The sequence below is a fragment of the Bradyrhizobium sp. HKCCYLS1011 genome (genome assembly GCF_051167795.1).
Taxonomy (GTDB): domain Bacteria; phylum Pseudomonadota; class Alphaproteobacteria; order Rhizobiales; family Xanthobacteraceae; genus Bradyrhizobium.
Genome location: NZ_JBNPTT010000012.1, coordinates 266,325 through 284,862 on the forward strand (window position 1 = coordinate 266,325; position 18,538 = coordinate 284,862).

Here is an 18,538-nt window from a genome sequence, read left to right on the forward strand (position 1 = left end):
TGATGCAGAGTCCGGTCGAGACAGCGCCAGCTAGCCCGGTCTGGTCCGCGGCCGGCGTGCTGGTCAGGCGGATTCGTCAATGCGCGATGCCGGCAAGGCTTCTACGTCGTGCAATCGTCCAGGAGCGTTCGAACCGGACGGACGAGGCCGGCTTCACTTTGGTCGAGGTGATCGTCGCGCTGGCGATGCTGTTGGTCGGGCTCAGCGTTCTGTTCGGTATGATCTCGAGCGGTCTCGGTCGGACCGGCACTGCTGAGAGGACCGCTGAAGCTGCGTCGCTGGCGCAGTCATTATTGGCTGGCGTCGGTACTGAACTCGCCGTCGGAGTGGGCGCGCGCAGCGGCGAGTTCCCGCATGGGTTCCGTTGGCAGCTGATAATGCGCCCATACCATCAGTCGCGCGAGGGAGCAGAACGCAGGATCGAGCTCTATCTGGTGTCCGCGCAGGTTGGCTGGGACGAAGGGGCCGGTCAGCGCTCGTTCGAACTGTCGACGCTTCGGTTGGGCCCCAGGGCTACAAGGCCATGAGCCGGCCCTGCGAGCCATATAGCCGGAGGAGCAACGAGGCCGGCTTCACTTTGGTCGAAATGATCGTGGCGCTTGCGTTGTTCAGCATGGTCTCGGTGTTGCTGTTCAACAATGTCAGATTCGGTGTGCTGGCGTGGCGCAGTGGCAGCGCGCGCGCCGACGAATTGCAGCGCAGCGTGGTGACGCAGGGGCTCCTGCGTCACCTGCTGAGCAATGCCTATCCCATGACGTCAGCGGAAAATGCGATCCAGCCTCGGGTCGATTTTGAAGGCACGAAGGAAGCCGTCGAGTTCCTCAGCGATGCGCCGGGCGTGTCCGGAGGCGCCGGCCGCTTCCGCTTCAAGTTGTTCGTTGATCATGCGCGCGAGCGGACCGATCTCGTGATGGTGGCCACGCCCGAGCTGGCGAGCGCACAGGATGTCTCGGCGACAAGGACATTGCTCGTCTCCGACATCGATCACGCCGAGCTGGCTTATTTTGGCGCGCCGGAGCCGGGAGCGTCCGGGCAATGGAACGACAGCTGGCAGAAGCAGAGCGACATTCCGGGTCTGGTCCGTCTGCGCGTGGCGTTTCGTGCGAATGACCCGCGGACCTGGCCTGAGCTTCTGGTCAGCTTGCGGGTGCGGGTGGATGTGAGCTGCGTTTACGATCCGATTACGATGCGTTGCCGGGGACGGTAGGCGATGACGCGGGGCGCAAGCAAATGCCGGTGGTAACAGTGCTATGGGCGCTCGCGCTATTGACGGCAGTGTCGACATCCCTGCTGTGGTCCGGCAGAGTGTCCTACGGACTGGCACATAACGACCTTGAGCTGGCCGGCATCAATGCGATGGTGGAAGCGGGCGTGAACCTGGCCGTCGATGGGATGCTCGATCCAACGCCTGACCGCCGGTGGCCGACTGACGGGCGTCCGCATGACGCCACCTTTGACGGCACGCCTATCAAGATCACAATTCAGGACGAGCTGGGTAAGATCGACCTCAACCAGGCCGATATATCGCTTCTGATCAGCCTGCTGCAATCCGCTGGCCTTGATGCCGATGCGGCGAACAATATGGCGGAGAAGATCGTCGACTGGCGGATCGCGACGCCGCTCAAGCACCTCAATGGCGCCAAGGATCGGGACTATGCCGCGCGTAACAGCGCTTATCGACCTCGGAACGGGCCGTTTCAGAGCGTCGACGAGCTTCTGCTTGTCATGGACGTGACGCCGGAGCTCTATCGAAAAATAGCGCCAGCCTTGACCGTCTATTCTGGACGCCAGTTCGTCGATCCTCAAGTTGCTTCGCCCGAGGTATTGCGTGTGATGCCCGGCATGACGCCACAGGCCGTCGATGCTGCGTTGGCCGTGCGTCAGAACGGACCGCCGATCATGGATGCGCTGGCCGGCGATGTTCTCGCATATATGCGCGGTCGTGCCTTCACGATCCGATCAGAATTTGCGCGGCCCTCGCGCGCGATCGTCGCGGAAGTTACCATCCGGCTCACGGAAAATCCGAACCAGCCCTATTGGGTGTTGAACTGGAGGTCGAAGTGACCGGCAATCGCGGCGCATCGCTCCAACTACTCAAGCCACGCGCAGCTTCGCCGTTCGTCCAGTCGGTGGACGATGCCCGACCGGAGCAGAACTTTGGCGACTTTCTTCTCACCGAGAAGATCATCGATCGCATGGTGCTGGAGCGCGCCGACAGCGCCGCGCGGAAAACCGGCGATCGGCTCGACCGGGTGCTGACGAAGCTCGGCCTGGTGTCGGAATCCGACCTTGCGGTAGCGCTGTCGAGGTTCCTGTCGCTGGAGCTGGTGCGCTCCGCAGACCTTCCGATTGAGCCGGTGCTGCCGGAGATAATCGAGCCCGACTTCGTGCGGCGCAATCAGGTTTTGCCTCTGTGCATCGAAGGCGGCGTGCTCTCGGTCGGAGTGACCGATCCCTTCAATCGCGAGCCGGTTCGCGCGATCAGCTTTCTGACTGACCTTGCGCTTGATGTCCGGCTTTTTGCCGTCAGCGATTTCGAAAGGGCGTTCGAGGCGCTCTATGCCACGAGAGAGGCCGAGAGAGAGGGAGGGCCGTCGGCTTCGGCGGAGGCCAGCGAGGTTGACGTCCAGCGGTTGCGTGACATCGCAAGCGAGGCGCCGATCATCCGTCTGGTCAACCAGATCATCGCCAACGCCGTCGAAGCGCGCGCCTCCGACATCCATATCGAGCCGAATGTCGATCAGGTTCTGGTGCGCTATCGCATCGATGGTGTGCTGCGGTCAACGCAGGTGCTTTCGTCGGGACTGCGGGCGGCCATCACCTCGCGGCTGAAGATCATGTCCAAGCTCGACATCGCCGAGCGGCGGCTGCCTCAGGATGGTCGCATCAAGATCGCGGTGCGCGGCATTGACATCGATCTCCGCGTCTCGACCATTCCAACTGCCTTCGGCGAGAGCGTCGTGCTGCGCATTCTGGACCGCAATCGCGTTGCGCTGGACTTCAAGCAGCTTGGCTTTTCTGACGGGCATATAGCTGCGTTTCAAAAGCTCTTACAGGAGCCCAATGGAATCATCCTGGTCACAGGTCCGACCGGAAGCGGCAAGACGACGACGCTCTATACCGCGCTCAAGGCGTTGAACAACGCGGAACGGAAGATGTTTTCGGTTGAGGATCCGATCGAGTACCAGATGCCGGGGATCAACCAGGTTCAGGTCCAGGCAGAGATCGGGCTGACCTTTCCGTATGCGCTACGGGCGATCCTGCGCCAGGACCCGGATATCGTCATGATCGGCGAGATCCGCGACCTGGAAACTGCCCGGATTGCGATTCAGGCCTCTCTCACCGGCCACCTTGTACTGTCGACGCTCCATACCAACAGTGCGGCATCTGCGATCACGCGATTGATCGATATCGGTGTGGAGAACTATCTGCTGGCGTCGACCCTCAAGGGGGTCATCGCACAGCGTCTGGTTCGGAAGCTGTGTCCCCATTGTACGGGCACCCATCGGCAGACAGAGTATTGGCGCGAGGCGTGCGAGCGCGCCTTACCGGGCATCGCAGCGCTCGGGCCGGCAGATATCCGCCAGCCGCTCGGCTGTTCCGAGTGCGGTCAAGTCGGGTTTTCTGGCCGCTCGACGATTGCCGAAATGCTGCTCGTCGATGAGGTCTGCCAAAGCCTCGTGCTCTCGAAGGCGTCAGACGCTGCAATCGAACGCGCTGCCCGCGAGCGTGGCATGTTGAGCATGTACGAAATGGGAGTGCAGAAAGTCTGGCGCGGCGAAACAACCATTGATGAGGTGTTGCGTGCGACACGAATGGGTTGAAGGAAACATGCGTCATGAGCATAAGCGCGGCTTCAAATTGAGAGTGTTTCCATGTGGCTGACGTTGGGCCAACATGGTCTGGCTCGGTTGCTGGACCTGACCGGTCGGGCCGGGGCGTGGTGGCTGGAGGAATTCTTCAGTTTGCTGCCCGCACGTTATGCCGCGTCTCTGAGAGGAAAGGCCCGGCCGACACTTATCGTGGGCCATACAGATGGGCAGCTCGAATTGCGGCTGCGAAGCGCCGGGGCGGATGTCGACGAAGCCGAGCGCGTCGTCACTGAAGACGTTGTGGCAGCGATCGACGCCTTCCTGTCGCAGCGCGATCTCGACCGGCGCGACATCGAGATCGGTTTGCGGTTGCCGGAAGAGCTCGTGTTCAGCCGCGAGCTGGCCTTGCCGGTCGAGGCGAGGGCGTCCATCGACGCGATCGCAGCCCAGGACCTGGCACGCAAGACGCCGTTCAAAGCCGCCGACATCCATTCTGATCACGAGATCGACCGCGGAATCGACGGAGGCCGTCTCCTCGTTCGGCAGTGGGTCACGCGGCGGCAATCCGTTGAGCGTGCGGCTCATGAGCTTGGCCTGCCATTGGCTGAGCTGAGCTTTGTCACTTTTGGCGAGCAGCAGGCTGCTCCATCGATCCGACTGTCGCGCGAGGCTAGCAAGCGCAACGTTTGGCAAGCCGTTCTCCCGGCGCTTTGCGGTAGCGCCGTCGTTCTCGCGGTGCTGTTGGGCTATCTGGAATATTCCAACCAGCAGACGACTCTCGATCGCTTGGCGGTGGAGATTGCCTCGGCGGGCCATAAGGCGCAGCAGGTGCGTCAGACGATCGATCAGCTGCGCGCGCGCAGAGAGGCGCTGGTTCGGCTGCGTCTTCAGCGTAGCGAAGCGCCCGGATTGATCGACTTATGGGAAGAGACAACGCGGATCTTGCCGCAGCATTCCTGGCTGACCGAACTCCGCCTCGTCGAAGGCTCCGGCGGGCGGGAGGCGCAGGTGATGATGAGCGGCTTCTCTGGCGCTGCGCCGAGCCTTGTCGGCATCATTGACGGGTCTCGGTTGTTTTTTGATGCGGCGCTGACGTCGGCAGTAGCTTTCGATGCGAACGAGGGTCGCGAGCGCTTCGCGTTGCAGGCAAAGGTGCGATCTCCTGCCGATATCAAGGAGGTGGCGCGATGAAGCCGTTACCGCAGATTGATACACGGCTGCGACGCCGGATGCTGTTCATTCTCGGTAATCTGGCAATTCTAATCGGGATCATTGGCGGCATCGTGATGCCCATTCGGGCCCTGTTCGTCGATCGTGACGCGCAGATCGCGGATCAAGCGCGGGTCCTTGCGCATCTCCAGGCCATCGTCGCCCAGGCATCGCGCATCGAATCCTTCGTGTCCGACACCAACGCTCAATTGCGAAGCGGCGAGTTCCTCGCCGGCGCCAACGAGAATGTCATTGGAGCCGACCTGCAGACCAGGCTCAAAGCGATGATCGAAGCGACCGGTGCACGATCCCGGTCTGTTCAGACGTTGCCGGCGCGGACGATCGATCAGATCAAATTCAGCGGCGTACGGATCGATCTGACCGCGCCTTTGCCAGGCTTGATGCGCACGGTCCATGCGATTGAAAGTTCAAAACCATATCTCTTTATCGTGGCTGCGAGCTTGAAGAGCTCGCCGCTCGGTCTGCCAAGCAAGGTCGAGGAGCCGGTGCTCCAGGCGCAGCTGGATGTTTACGGCGCGACGCTGGTCGGTGGCCAACCATGAGGAGGCGTATTGCTCCGATCACCGCAATCGCCCTAGTTGCGACCGGCTGTCTCAACCTGCTTTTGGTCTTGGAGATCGCAAGGTTCGTTCTGTCCAATGACGTGACGATCAGCGGTCGTTCCACCTGGGATGCCAGACTATCGTCGATCGCCGATGCGACCGGCCGTAAGCCACTGGAGGCCTACGCGCAGATTCTGGTCCATCCGGTCTTCTTCAAGTCGCGTGACCCGTTCGTTGCCCCTCCGCCGACGCCACCTCAACCTCCACCCCAGACACAATCATTGGTTGCGGCGAGCGATCCCGGTTTGATTGTTGAAGGTGTGATGATCAAAGCCGGCCTGAGCAGGGCCTTCCTGTTGAGCAGGGGCGGGGCGAATGGAGCCTGGGTGAGTGAAGGAGAGGCTTTCCAGGGCTGGCAAGTCAAATCGATTGATAGGACCGGTGTGAAATTGGAGCAGAGCGGACGGCCGCTCGAATTGCAGCTCTATCCTAAGTAACGCCTGATCTCCGTCTGATGTGGTGGCTAGTTACGCAGGACGCTCGGACTGCGCAAATGCGAGTCAATTTTAAATTGTTGACAAGTTCTTCGTCTATTGAAGGTGTCATATTGCTGCTCGATAGTGTCCGCGGACACCGGGAAGAGAAGACGCCGTGCAGCTCAGTTTGCGACCACCAACGTCGAGCTTGGGACGAGGGGATGTGCCAAGAAACTTGGGACCGGAAATTCTCGCGCCATCGCCGTCGCACCGAAGCAGCAAGTGGGCAGCCCGGCCGCTTGGTTCATCACATAGCGGACCTGTTAGCAGCCGGTCGTTGAGTGCAGTCGGAAACGTAGCCGTAAATTTCAAAGCGAGGGGACAATGGGCAAGCTGTTAGGAGTCGCCGTGTTGTTGGCTATGGCAATTGGCATGACTGATCCTGCATCAGCATATGTCAATGCGCGCGATCTGGGTGCATTGGGAAATGGTTCAGCGGACGATACCCAGGCGCTGCAGAATTGCATTAATCAGGCACAGACGCTCAGGACGTCCTGCTACATTCCTGGCGGTCAATATGTGATTTCGAGCACCTTATCCATCTCGTCCAGAGTGGCTATTTATGGAGACGGAATTCAGGGAACGCAAAATTACTGTTATTTCGATCAAGGCTGTCTCTATTTGGATGCGGGAACGACGAGCAGGGCGACCACCATTCTTCCGTCGGCTGGAATCCACGGCATATATGCGACAACGAATGATGCCATTCAAGTTCGGGATTTGCAGATCGTGTATCTGAACCATCCCGCTCCCTACACGGGCATCTCCGGTATAGCGTTTACCGGGACGGGGGGAAATAATGGACTTTGTTCCAACTCGCGCATCTCGAACGTTCTGATCTCGGGAAGCGATCGTGGGATCAGCATAGGAAGTTGCGTCGAATGGTGGGTCTCCTCGAGCAAGTTTTATGACCTGCTGACGTATTCGATCGTTTTCGGCAATTCCGCAGGCGTTCAATACGGCGATTGGGAAATCAACGACAATACGTTTATTTCAGGCTCGACGAGTCCATTTTCGCATCTGTTGATCTCTTCTGGAGGCGGAGGCCGGATCGTCGGCAATAAATTCAACACGGCTGGAAGTGCCAACTCGAGCCAGACCACGGGCATTTCCATCAACCCGCAACTGAACAATACGTCGGTCGAGCCGCTCACCATTGTTGGGAATAGCTGTGAGGGGTTGAACGCCTGCATCAGATATACGAATTCGTGTCCGACGCCTTCGTCTTGTACCGCAACCCAAGGCGTCATCACCGGCAATCAAATGTGGGACAACTTTGATGTCGTCGTTGACTCGAATGGCGCTGGCGCCTGGGTGTCGGGACTGGTTATCAGTGGCAATCTGATGAACGTGAATGGCGGAAGCGGCGCGTCGAATATCAACATCAGTTCTGCGTCAAACGTCAACATCGTGGGCAATCTCTTCGGCAATACGACGGGCCAGGGATCCACGGCCATCGTGCTTGGCGCCGGCACGTCGAATATCGGCAACAGCGGCAACTTGAAATCTGGAAATACGCAGTAGATCGTCTGCCCGCCATCGGCTCCCCGCAACCTTCGCGATCGCTCCTCGGCGTCGATAAAATAGGTATGCAATCGACCGTTCCGTCTTAAGACAGTCGGAGCGGTTGGACAGCTTGTTGGGCGCAGACGTCGTGTTGAGACGATTGCGCCCGGGTTGAGGCTTGCGCGCAAGGAATTTACTTTACACTTCTGGCTGGCTTCCAACCGCACCAGCGGAACCGATATTTCTCCGGCACCAATCTTCTGAACCAGTTCGTCGTAAGCCACATGACCTGGAGCACAAATGGGTGCGCCAAGGCTTACGACACGGCTAGAGAAGGTCCGTCGCTTGAGCCGACATCGGGTACCTTGCCTTGTGGGTCCCAATGGAGGCCATCGAGGCTTGAGGAGAAATAGAGTCCGGAGTCACCCGGTATGCCTTTCCACGCCATAATGAGCCGGTCATTGAAGACGGTAAGAGCCGGGCTATGACTTGTGCCCACGCCGGAGATGCGCTGCTGTGGCGTCCAGTTCAGTCCGTCGTCCGTCGACGAGGCATGATAGAGCCCTGAATCTCCTTCGATACCTTTCCAAACCATATGCAATGCGCCCTTGAAGAAAGCGAGGGCAGGTCCAGTGCTCGTTCCGACGTTCGGCACCCGATGCTGCGGCCGCCAGCTGGAGTCGCCCTGATTGATCGAACAGTAGATCCCTGAATCACCCCTAATTCCCTTCCAGGCCATGTAGAGTTTTGGGAAGCGATAGGCGAGGGCAGGCTTGTCACTCGTGCCAACACCGCGCACGTTCTGTTGCGGAGCCCAGCCCTCCAGACCGTGAAGAAGATTGTTGAACGACCAATAGATGCCGGAGTCGCCTTCGATGCCTTTCCAGGCCATGTAAATATATTGATTGGGCTGCGGGGCGAGAGCCAGGCCATGACTGGTCCCGATGTGAGGTACGTTGGCTTGGCTTCCGAGGTCCCGTGACCAATAAATCCCCTGATCGTGAGGGATGCCTTTCCAAGCCATGAACAGTTCCGTTCGTGGGATCGGCACCACATCGCCGGAAAAGGATGTAATGGCCGGACTTGCGCTCGTGCCAACCCCATTGATCTTGTTTTGAGGACCCCAGGCCGGCCGTCCCTGGCTGTCGAAAAAGAAGGTCGCGTGGTAAATGCCTGAATCCTCCGAGACTCCCTTCCACACCATATGTACCAATTGCGCCACGGCCTTCTCCTTGGCTGACATCAAAAGAACTGCGGAAACAATAGGAATGCGAATGCACTTGTGCCTCCACAGTGTGTCTCACCAACCGCGGTCGAGGTTCTAACGTTGTGAGATGTTGTCACACCTAATGGAGCGAAGCCGGTTTGGCAGCGGATGCGTGCCAAGGCGTGAAGGACTTCCGTTTCCACGACTACCGGCATGATTTTTGGCAGCGCAGCCGCTGCATAGGGTCCCATCACGTCTTGCTACTGTGCCAAAAACGCCTCGCCGAGTTCTGTGTTTCACCTGGTTAGAAGCCAGCGTGTGCACGATGTGTGCACTGAGAGATCAAAAAAGATCTCGGTGCAGCCAGTTTGAAGATGAGCTCGCAGAGTTCGTTGCGCATGCCTATCTCGGATCTGAGCCGGTCCAATTCAACTAGCGTTATTTCCTCGCCATCTCGGCGCGGTAGCAGTCGCCATTTTCACTTGCGGTCATCAGGGCTACGCCGTCATGGCAGATGACATGGTCGAGCAGCGCCTCCAGATAATTGATCCGATGTGGGACGCCGGTGATGTAAGGATGGATCGAGATCGCCATCACCCGTGCATTGTCGGCGCCTCCGAGATAAAGGCGGTCGAAATGGTCGGTGCAGCGCTTCAAAAACTGCTCGGACGGCAAATGCTGTAGGGCATGGATGACAATGTCGTTGGTCTCCACCGAAGAGGGGATGGTGGTTATGGTGCCGTGGGGTGGTGATATCCTGCGGCAGATCGTCGATCACGCAGTCCGCGACATATTCGATGCCGTTAAGGCGGAGCAGGTCGAGCGTTGCCTCGGTTTCAATGGGGCCCGGGCTCTCCCATGAGCGCGGCGGCTTGCCGGCGAACTTGATGATGTCGACTGCACGCTTGATCGCGTCGGCCTGATCGTCGAGCTTGTGCTTCGGCCTCCTGCAGGAAGCCATGGCCCATAAACTCGAAGCCCGCTTCCAGCGCGGCGGCGGTGGTGACAGTACAGTACGAGGTATGGGGTTTCGATCCGCCATTCCTCGACATTGAGGATGACCCAGACGGCGAGCCGCTTGCCGCCGGGCAACCTGAGTTTCGGGCGATCGGCCTGCGCCAGATAGGCGATGCGATTCGGTGAGAGTCATTGCGGCCAACCTGCGGTGTCGCGACTTCGGGCACAGGCGGCGTTGACGCGCGGCATAACTTGCTCTGCCATCAGGATCATGGAGCGGCGGCCGAGCTCGCGGTCGCGCCAGTCCTTGCCGGCGTAAAGGAGCGTGCCGAAGCTGCCGACTTCTTCCTGGAAAGCCAGCAATCGATCAGCGACGCTCTCCGGTGTGCCGTAGATGATGAGTTTTTCGCAGATGCTCTCCAGCGTCACCTCATCGTCGGGCTGGTCGCGCCGGGTCTTGAATAGCTCGATGCGCCCATTTCGCTTCAGCTTGGTGAAGAGCGAGCGATAGTAATAGACGTAAGGTCCGTTCGGATCGGTGGCATACGCCTTGGCGGTCGCGATGTCCTCGGCGACGAAGACGCTTTTGGCCACGCGCCAGTTGGCCGGGTCGGCCGGACGGCCGACGCGCTCGCAGCCCTCGATATATTTCGGCCAGTGGCTCTTCACCCAGGCCGGCATCAGGAAGTTGGCGGAAATCGGTTCCCAGCCGCGTGCGGCCGCCTCGGTGACGCCCTTGGAGAAGGGGGCGACGGCAGTGACCACGATCGGCGGATGCGGACGCTGCAGCGGCTTTGCGATAAAGCCCTGGCCGATGTCCTCGATCAGGGTTTTTTCGATCGAGATGTTCCAGTATTCCCCCAGGAGATTATAGGGTGGCTTGCTGCCCCAGATCGCTAGCACCTGGTTGATCGCCTCCAAAAACATCGCATTGCGATCGGCGTCGAGATTGCCGAACAGCTCCGCGTCCGACAACAGGCCCCCCGGGCTGATGCCGAAGATCAGCCGGCCATCGAGCATGTGGTCGAGCATTGCGATGGAGGCGGCAATTGTAGCCGGATGGCTGTTCGGCATGTTGACCGTGCCGGTGCCGAGCTTGATCTGCTTGGTGGCGGCGGCAAGCCAGGCGACGAAAGCGATGCAGGACGTAATGTTTTCGGCGCGATCGGTGACATGCTCGCCGACATAGGCTTCCGAAAATCCGAGCTCATCCGCCAGCAGAAAGGCTTCCCGGTCCTCCTGCAAGGATTGCCGCCAATCCTTGTCCAAGGGATGGATCGGCATCGTGAAAAACCCGAGTTTCATATTTCTGAGTCTCCCCGAACCATTCTTGTTTGGCGCGAGCGTGCGTCGGCAGCTCGAATAGGGCAAGTCCGAAAGTCGATAGGACTGCAAAATCAAGTAGCTTGACCTTTGAAAAGTCCGACCCTCTAATTCGAGAAAAGCAGAAGAGCAGGGCCGGGGAGGGACTTGCCCGAATGAAAGCCTCGGCTTTCGCATACGCGCGCGCGACCAGCGTTGCCAATGCGCTGGAGCTGCTGGCCGTCTACGGTGAGCGCCGTCGAGGGCGAAACGCTCGTCATCGGGGCGCTGACCCGCCATGCCGACCTCCTGAAATCATCCGACATTGTGAAATGCGTGCCGCTTCTCGCCGCCGCGGTGGCGCACATCGCGGACCCCCGCAATTCGCAACCGGGGGGCCATTGGCGGCAGCCTTGCACAGGCCGATCCGGCATCCGAACTGCCCGCTTGTGTGCTGGCGCTGGGTGACAGGCGATCACGCGAACAACAATCAGCTAAGGGAGAGGACTTCCAATGTCGAACAAGAGTATAAAGCCGAGATCGATTTCTCGCCGTCGTCTGCTGGCGACCGTTGGCGCGGCGCTTGCCGCTTCGCCGCTCGGCGCCAATCTGCTGCACGCGCAGCAGGCGCCCATCAAGATAGGCATGAGCATGCCGCAAACCGGCGGTCTTGCTGGCGGCGGCAAGGCGTCGCTGCTCGGCATCGAGATCTGGCGTGACGACGTCAACGCCAAAGGTGGGCTACTTGGCGGCCGCAAGGTCGAACTCGTGGTCTATGACGACAAGTCGAGCGCCTCGGAGACGCCAGCGATCTATTCGAAGCTGATCGATATCGACAAGGTCGACCTCTTGTTCGCGCCCTATGCGACGGTACCGACAGCGCCGATCATGCCGATGGTCAAACAGCGTGGGCTTCTGCTGATCGGCAACTTCTCTTTCCAGGTCAACAGCAAGGTCGGACACGATATGTGGTTCAACAATGCGCCGTGGGGACCAGCTGACAGCTGGGCGACCTCGTATCTCGATATCGGCCAGAAGGCCGGCGGAAAATCCATGGCGCTGCTTTCGGCCGATCAGGAATTCGCGCAGAATCTGGCGAAGACCGCGCGCGAGGTCGCGACCAAGCGCAACCTGCCGATCGTGTTCGACCAGGCCTATCCGCCTAACACGGTAGAGTTTTCCAGCATCATCCGCGCGCTCAAGGCGACCAAGCCCGACATCGTTTACGTCGCGTCCTATCCGCCGGACTCGACCGGCATTCTGCGCGCCGTCAACGAGATCGGCATTGGCGACAGCGTCAAGGTGTTCGGCGGCGGCATGGTTGGCCTTCAGTTCGGCGCCGTGATGGAGAATATGGGCTCGCTGCTCAACGGCGTTGTCAACTTCAACACCTGGCTTCCTGAGAAGAGCATGTACTTTGAGGGAACCAAGGAGTTCTTCGACAAGTACACCAAGCGGGCTGTGGAAGCGAAAGTCGATCCGCTCGGCTACTATCTGGCGCCGTTCGGCTATGCCAGCGGCCAGCTCACCGAGCGGGCCATCAGTGCCGTAGGGTCGCTGGACCAAAAGGCACTCGCAAAATATCTGCGCGAAAACACGCACAAGACCATCGTCGGCCCGATCGCATTTTCGGCCGACGGCGAGCGTAAGGAAACGGCGGTGTTGCAGGCCCAGTTCCGGGGCGTCGTGGACAAGAACATCGAACAGTTTCGCAGCGCGGGCAAACAGGTGATCCTGTTCCCTGACAACCTGAAGTCGGGCGAGCTGGTGGCTCCGTTCGAGGCTGCGCGAACATGAGCCACGTATCTCGAGACGGCTCAGGAAAAAGGCGTCCCGGGCTGTAAGTTGGAATACTCCAGCGCGGGCCACTCGGGGACGCATCTCGAGCCGGGCCAAGGGGGACCTCAATTGTTTTCACTGGATCTGCTGCTCGATGCGGTGGTGATCGGGGTGCTGCTCGGCTGCTTTTACGGCGCGGTCAGCCTCGGGCTGTCCGTATCGTTCGGATTGCTCGATGTTCCCCATGTAGCGCATCCGGCGTTTCTGGTGCTGGCGTCCTACGCGGTGTATTTTCTCAACGAGAACTATGCGGTCGACCCACTAGTCGCCGGGCTGCTGATCACGCCGATATTCTTCCTGCTAGGGCTTGCGGCCTATCGCCTGTACTATGAGACGTTCGAGAAGCGAGGCAGCGACGCCAGCGTGCGCGGCATTGCCTTCTTCTTCGGCATCGCCTTCATCATCGAGGTGCTGACCATTCTGGAATTCGGCGTCGATCAACGCTCCGTCACCGCAACCTATATCGGCAAGGCATGGCGACTCGGTGATATCCGCATTCCGTACCGGCTTCTCGTTGCCTTCGCTGTCGCCACTGCACTGACCATGTTGCTCACGTTGTATCTATCGCGGACGTTCATGGGCCGCGCCATCCGCGCGGTGGCACAGGATCAGGAGGCTCTGCGGTTGATGGGCGCCAACCCGATCAAGGTCAAGCAGTGGGCCTTTGGCATCGCCACGGCCGTGCTCGGGATCGCTGGTGCGCTGCTCATCATCGTCGCTCCTGTCGATCCGACGCTCGACCGCGCCTATATCGGACGCACATTCTGCATCGTGGTGATGGCGGGGCTCGGCAGCCTCGGAGGCACACTCGTCGCGGCCATCATTCTGGGCGTTGCCGAGTCGATTGTCCTCACCCTGTTTGGCGCCTCCTGGGCTCCAGCGATTTCCTTTGCGATGTTGCTCGGCATTCTGGCCGTACGGCCACAGGGCCTGTTTGGCAGGCGATCATGAAACGCGACGGCATTGCCTTCTGGACCGGAGCGGTCGTCTTTCTCGCTGCCGTCCTTGTGATGACCCAAGTCGTCGGTAACCAATATCCGTTCTTCGCCGGCTACGTCATCCTGCAATCCATCGCGCTCGCCGTCGCATGGAGTATCCTTGGCGGTTATGCGGGCTATGTGAATTTCGGCACCAGTGCGTTTTACGGCGTTGGTGTCTATGCCTCGGTCTTCCTGGTGAGTGCCTTTGGCGCGCCGCTTCCCGTGCAGATCCTGACCGGCGCCGCGATCGGCGCGGTCATGGGGCTTGCGCTCGGTCTTCTGACGCTTCGCATGCAAGGAATCTTCTTCTCGATCGCGACGATTGCGCTGACGATCGTAATCGAGACGACCGTCACGAACTGGCGATACGTCGGTGGAGCGGCGGGCATTCAGATCCAGCGGCCGGCGGTGACTCCACCGTTCGACAGCTATGTGCAGATGCTATTCTTCGTCCAGGCTGTCCTCGTGGTCCTCGCGGTTGCGATCTCGCGCTACATCCACAACTCGTGGATCGGCCGCGGCTTGCAAGCGCTCAGGGACGACGAACTTGCGGCCGAATGCACGGGCGTGCCGACCTTGCGGTTGAAGCTGCTCGCCTGCGTGATCTCAGGGGCGCTGATGTGCGCCGTCGGTGCCCCCGCTGCGATGTACCTGCAATATGCGGACCCTGGGTCGGCGTTCAATCTCAACTACTCCGTCACGACGCTGGCCATGTCGCTGATCGGTGGAACCGCGCATTGGGCAGGGCCCATCATCGGTGCGATCCTGCTCGGTACGACGCAGCAGGTTCTGACGGTCACGATCTCGTCGGAAGTTAATTTGTTAGTGCTCGGCTTGATGCTGGTACTGTTCGTCGTGGGCGCCCCGGAGGGCATCGTCGGCCTGATCTACAAGCTACGCGGCAACCGAAAGGAGGGTGAGAAATGACCCTCTCCGAGAGCCGGTCGCCGCTGTTGCGGATTTGTGCGCTCACGAAGCGCTTTGGCGGGTTCACAGCGCTCCACAGTGTCAGCGTCGATATTCGGCCCGGCGAGCGGTTCGGCCTGATCGGTCCCAACGGCTCGGGCAAGACTACACTGATCAACTGCATTTCCGGCGCGTTTCGCACCGAACCCGGCACCATCCTGTTTTGCGATGAGGACATTACGCGGCTCCAGCCGCACCTGCGTACGCGCCGCGGCATTGCCCGCAGCTTCCAGATTCCGCGGCCGTTCCGGAGCATGACGGTTGCCGAAAATCTCATGGTCGCACTTGACTTCGCCGCGGGCGAGCACGTGTCTGTGACGCAGCGCCGAGATTCCATGATGTCGATCCTGGATCAAATGGGGCTTGGCTCGAAGGTCAATGCCTCCGCCACACAGCTCAGTCAGGTGGAATTGCGCAAGATGGAGCTTGCGCGTGCGATGGCGACGCACCCGAAGCTGCTGATTTCGGACGAGGCCATGGCAGGTCTTTCCGGCTCGGAAGTCGACGAGGTGCTGGATCTTTTGTTGAGCCTTGCAAGCCGGGATATCACCATCATCATGATCGAGCATATTATGCAGGCAGTGATGCGCTTCTCCGAACGCGTCATGTGCCTCGATGCCGGCCGGATCATCGCAATCGGAACACCGTCCGAAGTCATGGCCGACAAACGGGTGCAGGAGGCCTACCTTGGCACTTAGCCTGGCCATCAATGACCTCGATGCGGGTTACGGCGCTGTGAAGGCGCTGCGCGCCGTTTCGCTCCATGTCGAGACCGGCGAAGCCGTTGCCTTGCTCGGCACGAACGGCAACGGCAAGAGCACGCTGATGAAGTGCATCGCGGGCCTGGTGCGGCCGCAGCGTGGCGTCATCTCATTGACGATTGATGGAGCGACACACGATCTATCCCGTCTGTCGACCGAAGACATCGTCGACCTCGGCGTAGCGATGGTTCCAGAAGGCCGGCGGTTGTTCCCCCGGTTAACCGTGCTGGAGAACCTGATGCTCGGCGCGTTCCGCAAGGCTGCCCGGCGCAGTATCGACCGCAATCTGGCGGTCGCTTTCGAAACGTTTCCCGTCCTCAAGGATCGGCAGGGGCAACTAGCGGGCACCATGTCGGGCGGGCAACAGCAGATGCTGGCGATTGCGCGCGCTCTGATGTCGTCACCACGCCTGTTATTGGTCGACGAACCTTCGGTGGGTCTCTCACCGCTCCTGGTCTCGCAAACGATCGCCAAGATAGGCGAGCTCAATCGGCATCTCGGTCTGACGGTGCTGATGGCGGAGCAGAACTTCAATCAGGCGATCCGGATCGCCAGCCGCGGCTATATCATTGTCCATGGTGAAATCGTCGTATCGGCCGCTTCGGTCGACGAATTGCGGGGCAACGATATCGTCAAGCGGCTCTATCTTAGCGGCGCCGCGTGATTGCGTCCTGAATCACAGAATGTGCGGAGCGATCCGCCTGTCGGACTACGTCGTCACCACGAACTATTAACGACGAATTGTTCCATTGAGAGGGGCCTTGGAGGCCGAGGGGCATGATTGTGCAATCGACTGGATTTACTAATCAGGCCACTTCACGCACATGTTTCCACGTTGGTCGGCATCACTCTGGGCCAGTGGCGTCGCGGAGCATTTGGTAGACCGGAAGTTGACGCGCGAGCTTGGACGATGGCTGTTGCACTCGACAGATCAGATCGGGATATGGCCGAAAGCTACACATTCAACCGGACAAGTATAATCGCAGAGCCACCGATCCGAAATTGATCGGGAGTCCTCGACTGCTACGGCGCGTTTGTCTGATGGCTCCGTACTGGTCTCTTATGTGATCCAAATTCATCATGCTCCTCATGCTGTATTGAAGCGCTTCTTCAACTGCGCTCTCGTCGTAGTGTGTGGGGCTTGACCCTCAATGGGCTGGATCAATCTTGACTGGATTGCCAATTTGAAATTTCTCGTTTTGGTTGATTCTGTAAAAGATTCGTGGCGTTTCTTGATATCGCTCGCGCTACGAACAGGGCTGGCATCAGCGGGCCGATTGTCAGAGAAGCTGAGCATGGGTTGCGGCGCGTGTGCACTCCGGATTTCGTATGCGATATGTGTGCACCGAGACATCAAGTACGGCATCAGAGAAGAGGAAAATTATCAAACTCCCGCGCACTTGATTTTCCCAGTCAGTCCAGTCATTTAGGAGAGCTGATTGGAGAAAAATAGATCAACGGTATGAATAGCTCGCTCTGGAAATTTGCCACCGCGCCGATGATGGATTGGACCGACCGGCATTGCCGCGTGTTCCATCGGTTGTTGTCGCGTCGGGCGCTGCTCTATACCGAGATGGTCACGACCGGCGCGGTCATTCATGGCGACCGCAAGCGGCTGCTCGGTTTCGACGCGAGCGAACATCCCGTGGCGCTGCAGCTCGGCGGCTCGGAGCCAGCTGATCTCGCGACCTCGGCAAAGATCGGGGAGGAGTTCGGCTATGACGAAATCAACCTCAATGTCGGCTGTCCGTCGGATCGCGTGAAGGATGGTCGGTTCGGCGCCTGCCTGATGGCGGAGCCTGACCTGGTCGGTGACTGTGTCGCGGCCATGAAGCGGGCGGTGCAGATTCCGGTGACGGTGAAGTGCCGGATCGGTATCGACGACCAGGACCCGGAGGTTGCGCTGGATCGGCTCGCGCGGGCTGTGGTCGACGCCGGAACCGACGCACTGATCGTGCATGCGCGCAAGGCCTGGCTCGACGGACTGTCCCCGAAGGAGAACCGCGACATCCCGCCGCTCGACTATGACCGCGTGTATCGGCTCAAGGCGGCGCTGCCGCATGTGCCGATCATCATCAATGGCGGTATTCCGAGCATCGAGGCTGCGAAGCAGCATCTTGCTCACGTCGACGGGGTCATGCTCGGGCGCGCCGCCTATCAGGACCCGTGGCGGCTCCTCGCTGTCGATCCCGAACTGTTCGGCGAGGCGCCACAGCATGCGACGATGAGGGAGGCCTTGGCCGCGCTGGAGCCCTATATCGCCCGCGAGCTCGCGCGCGGCGTCAGGCTGCATGCCATCACGCGCCATCTGGTTGGGGCCTATCACGCAGTCCCCGGCGCGCGTGCGTTTCGACGCCATCTCGCCGAGCGGGGCGTGAAGCCGGAGGCCGGCATCGAGGTGTTGCGCGAGGCCGTGGCGATGGTCGAGGAGCGCGCGGCAGCGGCGGTCGTGACGTATGCCTAATTCGATCCGATCGCGCCGGTGAAGCTGCGGTCGGTCGCGTTACTGACATCGAGCGACTTTGCAAAGATGCCGTAGCGGGTGGCGCGATCCGAGGCCGCCTGCACCTCCTTCACCACGTCATCGTCGATGGCAATCGGTGACGTGCGCTGGGCCTGGTAGGCCAACAGCAGCCAGCGCGCCGATCAAAGCGACGTCTGCGCAATGTGTTGGGCGGCGTCGAATTCATCGGTTTCGTCATTATCGTCCTCGGAAGATCGCTGCATCAGCGCTGCGGCTTGTGAACGTTCATGTCGTCGAGCGTGACGCGCGTGAAACACCATGATCTCCTTGCTCATTCGCGCGTCAAAGATGAGCGAGCCGCCGCGGCTGGCGCCTCTCGTCACTACTGATTTCGGCAAAAACCTTTCACTGCGGACATTGGCACGTGTGGAGATAT

General features: G+C 59.9%; 19 protein-coding genes and 1 pseudogene. 15 read left to right on the forward strand and 5 right to left on the reverse strand.

Translation table 11 applies throughout. The features are described from left to right. Positions 1-2: 2 nt before the first annotated feature. The 8 genes from ACQR1W_RS33860 to ACQR1W_RS33895 all read left to right on the forward strand — a co-directional run bounded on the left by ACQR1W_RS33860 (position 3) and on the right by ACQR1W_RS33895 (position 7,644). On the forward strand, positions 3-527 hold the full coding sequence (locus ACQR1W_RS33860; RefSeq protein WP_434854814.1) for a type IV pilus modification PilV family protein: 525 nt from the start codon (positions 3-5) through the stop codon (positions 525-527). Next, positions 524-1,207: a prepilin-type N-terminal cleavage/methylation domain-containing protein gene (locus tag ACQR1W_RS33865; protein ID WP_434854815.1), complete on the forward strand. Its 684-nt coding sequence runs from the start codon at positions 524-526 to the stop codon at positions 1,205-1,207. Before ACQR1W_RS33860 ends, ACQR1W_RS33865 begins: the two co-directional genes overlap by 4 nt. A gap of 23 nt (positions 1,208-1,230) precedes the next feature. Next, positions 1,231-2,064, forward strand: a complete 834-nt coding sequence (locus tag ACQR1W_RS33870; RefSeq protein WP_434854816.1) for a general secretion pathway protein GspK — start codon at positions 1,231-1,233, stop codon at positions 2,062-2,064. Beyond that, a complete protein-coding gene (locus ACQR1W_RS33875; RefSeq protein WP_434854817.1) occupies positions 2,061-3,824 on the forward strand; it encodes a GspE/PulE family protein in 1,764 nt (587 codons plus the stop codon). The genes ACQR1W_RS33870 and ACQR1W_RS33875 overlap by 4 nt, the downstream gene beginning before the upstream one ends. 51 nt (positions 3,825-3,875) lie before the next feature. Next, a complete protein-coding gene (locus ACQR1W_RS33880; RefSeq protein WP_434854818.1) occupies positions 3,876-5,003 on the forward strand; it encodes a PilN domain-containing protein in 1,128 nt (375 codons plus the stop codon). Next, entirely contained in the window at positions 5,000-5,584 is a 585-nt protein-coding gene (gspM, locus tag ACQR1W_RS33885) for a type II secretion system protein GspM (RefSeq protein WP_434854819.1), read from the forward strand. Before ACQR1W_RS33880 ends, gspM begins: the two co-directional genes overlap by 4 nt. Beyond that, positions 5,581-6,081: a hypothetical protein gene (locus tag ACQR1W_RS33890; protein ID WP_434854820.1), complete on the forward strand. Its 501-nt coding sequence runs from the start codon at positions 5,581-5,583 to the stop codon at positions 6,079-6,081. Before gspM ends, ACQR1W_RS33890 begins: the two co-directional genes overlap by 4 nt. Before the next feature lie 363 nt (positions 6,082-6,444). Beyond that, a complete protein-coding gene (locus ACQR1W_RS33895) occupies positions 6,445-7,644 on the forward strand; it encodes a glycosyl hydrolase family 28-related protein (RefSeq protein ID WP_434854821.1) in 1,200 nt (399 codons plus the stop codon). 298 nt (positions 7,645-7,942) lie between these two features. Here ACQR1W_RS33895 and ACQR1W_RS33900 read toward each other — a convergent pair whose 3' ends face one another. The 3 genes from ACQR1W_RS33900 to ACQR1W_RS33910 form a co-directional block, all read right to left on the reverse strand. Beyond that, a complete protein-coding gene (locus ACQR1W_RS33900; protein ID WP_434854822.1) occupies positions 7,943-8,869 on the reverse strand; it encodes a hypothetical protein in 927 nt (308 codons plus the stop codon). A 402-nt stretch (positions 8,870-9,271) separates the two neighbouring features. Next, positions 9,272-9,490: a hypothetical protein gene (locus ACQR1W_RS33905; RefSeq protein ID WP_434854823.1), complete on the reverse strand. Its 219-nt coding sequence runs from the start codon at positions 9,488-9,490 to the stop codon at positions 9,272-9,274. A 489-nt stretch (positions 9,491-9,979) separates the two neighbouring features. Continuing rightward, positions 9,980-11,095 carry an LLM class flavin-dependent oxidoreductase gene (locus ACQR1W_RS33910; protein WP_434854824.1) on the reverse strand — a complete coding sequence of 372 codons (1,116 nt, stop codon included), beginning with the start codon at positions 11,093-11,095 and terminating at the stop codon, positions 9,980-9,982. 397 nt (positions 11,096-11,492) lie between these two features. Here ACQR1W_RS33910 and ACQR1W_RS33915 point away from each other — a divergent pair, with 397 nt between their 5' ends. The 7 genes from ACQR1W_RS33915 to dusA all read left to right on the forward strand — a co-directional run bounded on the left by ACQR1W_RS33915 (position 11,493) and on the right by dusA (position 18,102). Next, entirely contained in the window at positions 11,493-11,624 is a 132-nt protein-coding gene (locus ACQR1W_RS33915) for a hypothetical protein (RefSeq protein ID WP_434854860.1), read from the forward strand. Further along, positions 11,606-12,889: an amino acid ABC transporter substrate-binding protein gene (locus ACQR1W_RS33920; RefSeq protein WP_434854825.1), complete on the forward strand. Its 1,284-nt coding sequence runs from the start codon at positions 11,606-11,608 to the stop codon at positions 12,887-12,889. Before ACQR1W_RS33915 ends, ACQR1W_RS33920 begins: the two co-directional genes overlap by 19 nt. Positions 12,890-13,000: 111 nt before the next feature. Continuing rightward, the gene (locus ACQR1W_RS33925) at positions 13,001-13,882 is read left to right on the forward strand and encodes a branched-chain amino acid ABC transporter permease (protein WP_434854826.1); all 882 of its coding nucleotides are present in this window, start codon (positions 13,001-13,003) and stop codon (positions 13,880-13,882) included. After that, a complete protein-coding gene (locus ACQR1W_RS33930) occupies positions 13,879-14,838 on the forward strand; it encodes a branched-chain amino acid ABC transporter permease (RefSeq protein WP_434854827.1) in 960 nt (319 codons plus the stop codon). Before ACQR1W_RS33925 ends, ACQR1W_RS33930 begins: the two co-directional genes overlap by 4 nt. Then, a complete protein-coding gene (locus ACQR1W_RS33935; RefSeq protein WP_434854828.1) occupies positions 14,835-15,575 on the forward strand; it encodes an ABC transporter ATP-binding protein in 741 nt (246 codons plus the stop codon). The genes ACQR1W_RS33930 and ACQR1W_RS33935 overlap by 4 nt, the downstream gene beginning before the upstream one ends. A gap of 37 nt (positions 15,576-15,612) precedes the next feature. After that, a complete protein-coding gene (locus ACQR1W_RS33940; protein WP_434854829.1) occupies positions 15,613-16,302 on the forward strand; it encodes an ABC transporter ATP-binding protein in 690 nt (229 codons plus the stop codon). A 798-nt stretch (positions 16,303-17,100) separates the two neighbouring features. Continuing rightward, complete coding sequence (dusA, locus tag ACQR1W_RS33945) at positions 17,101-18,102, forward strand: tRNA dihydrouridine(20/20a) synthase DusA (protein ID WP_434854830.1); 1,002 nt, start codon at positions 17,101-17,103, stop codon at positions 18,100-18,102. Here the strand turns inward: dusA and ACQR1W_RS33950 are convergent. Both ACQR1W_RS33950 and ACQR1W_RS33955 read right to left on the reverse strand, forming a co-directional pair. Further along, positions 18,099-18,272: pseudogene (locus ACQR1W_RS33950) on the reverse strand (aliphatic sulfonates ABC transporter substrate-binding protein); the annotation flags it as partial. The gene dusA and the pseudogene ACQR1W_RS33950 sit on opposite strands and share 4 nt — an antisense overlap. 12 nt (positions 18,273-18,284) lie before the next feature. Continuing rightward, a complete protein-coding gene (locus tag ACQR1W_RS33955) occupies positions 18,285-18,437 on the reverse strand; it encodes a hypothetical protein (protein ID WP_434854831.1) in 153 nt (50 codons plus the stop codon). Positions 18,438-18,538: the final 101 nt, after the last annotated feature.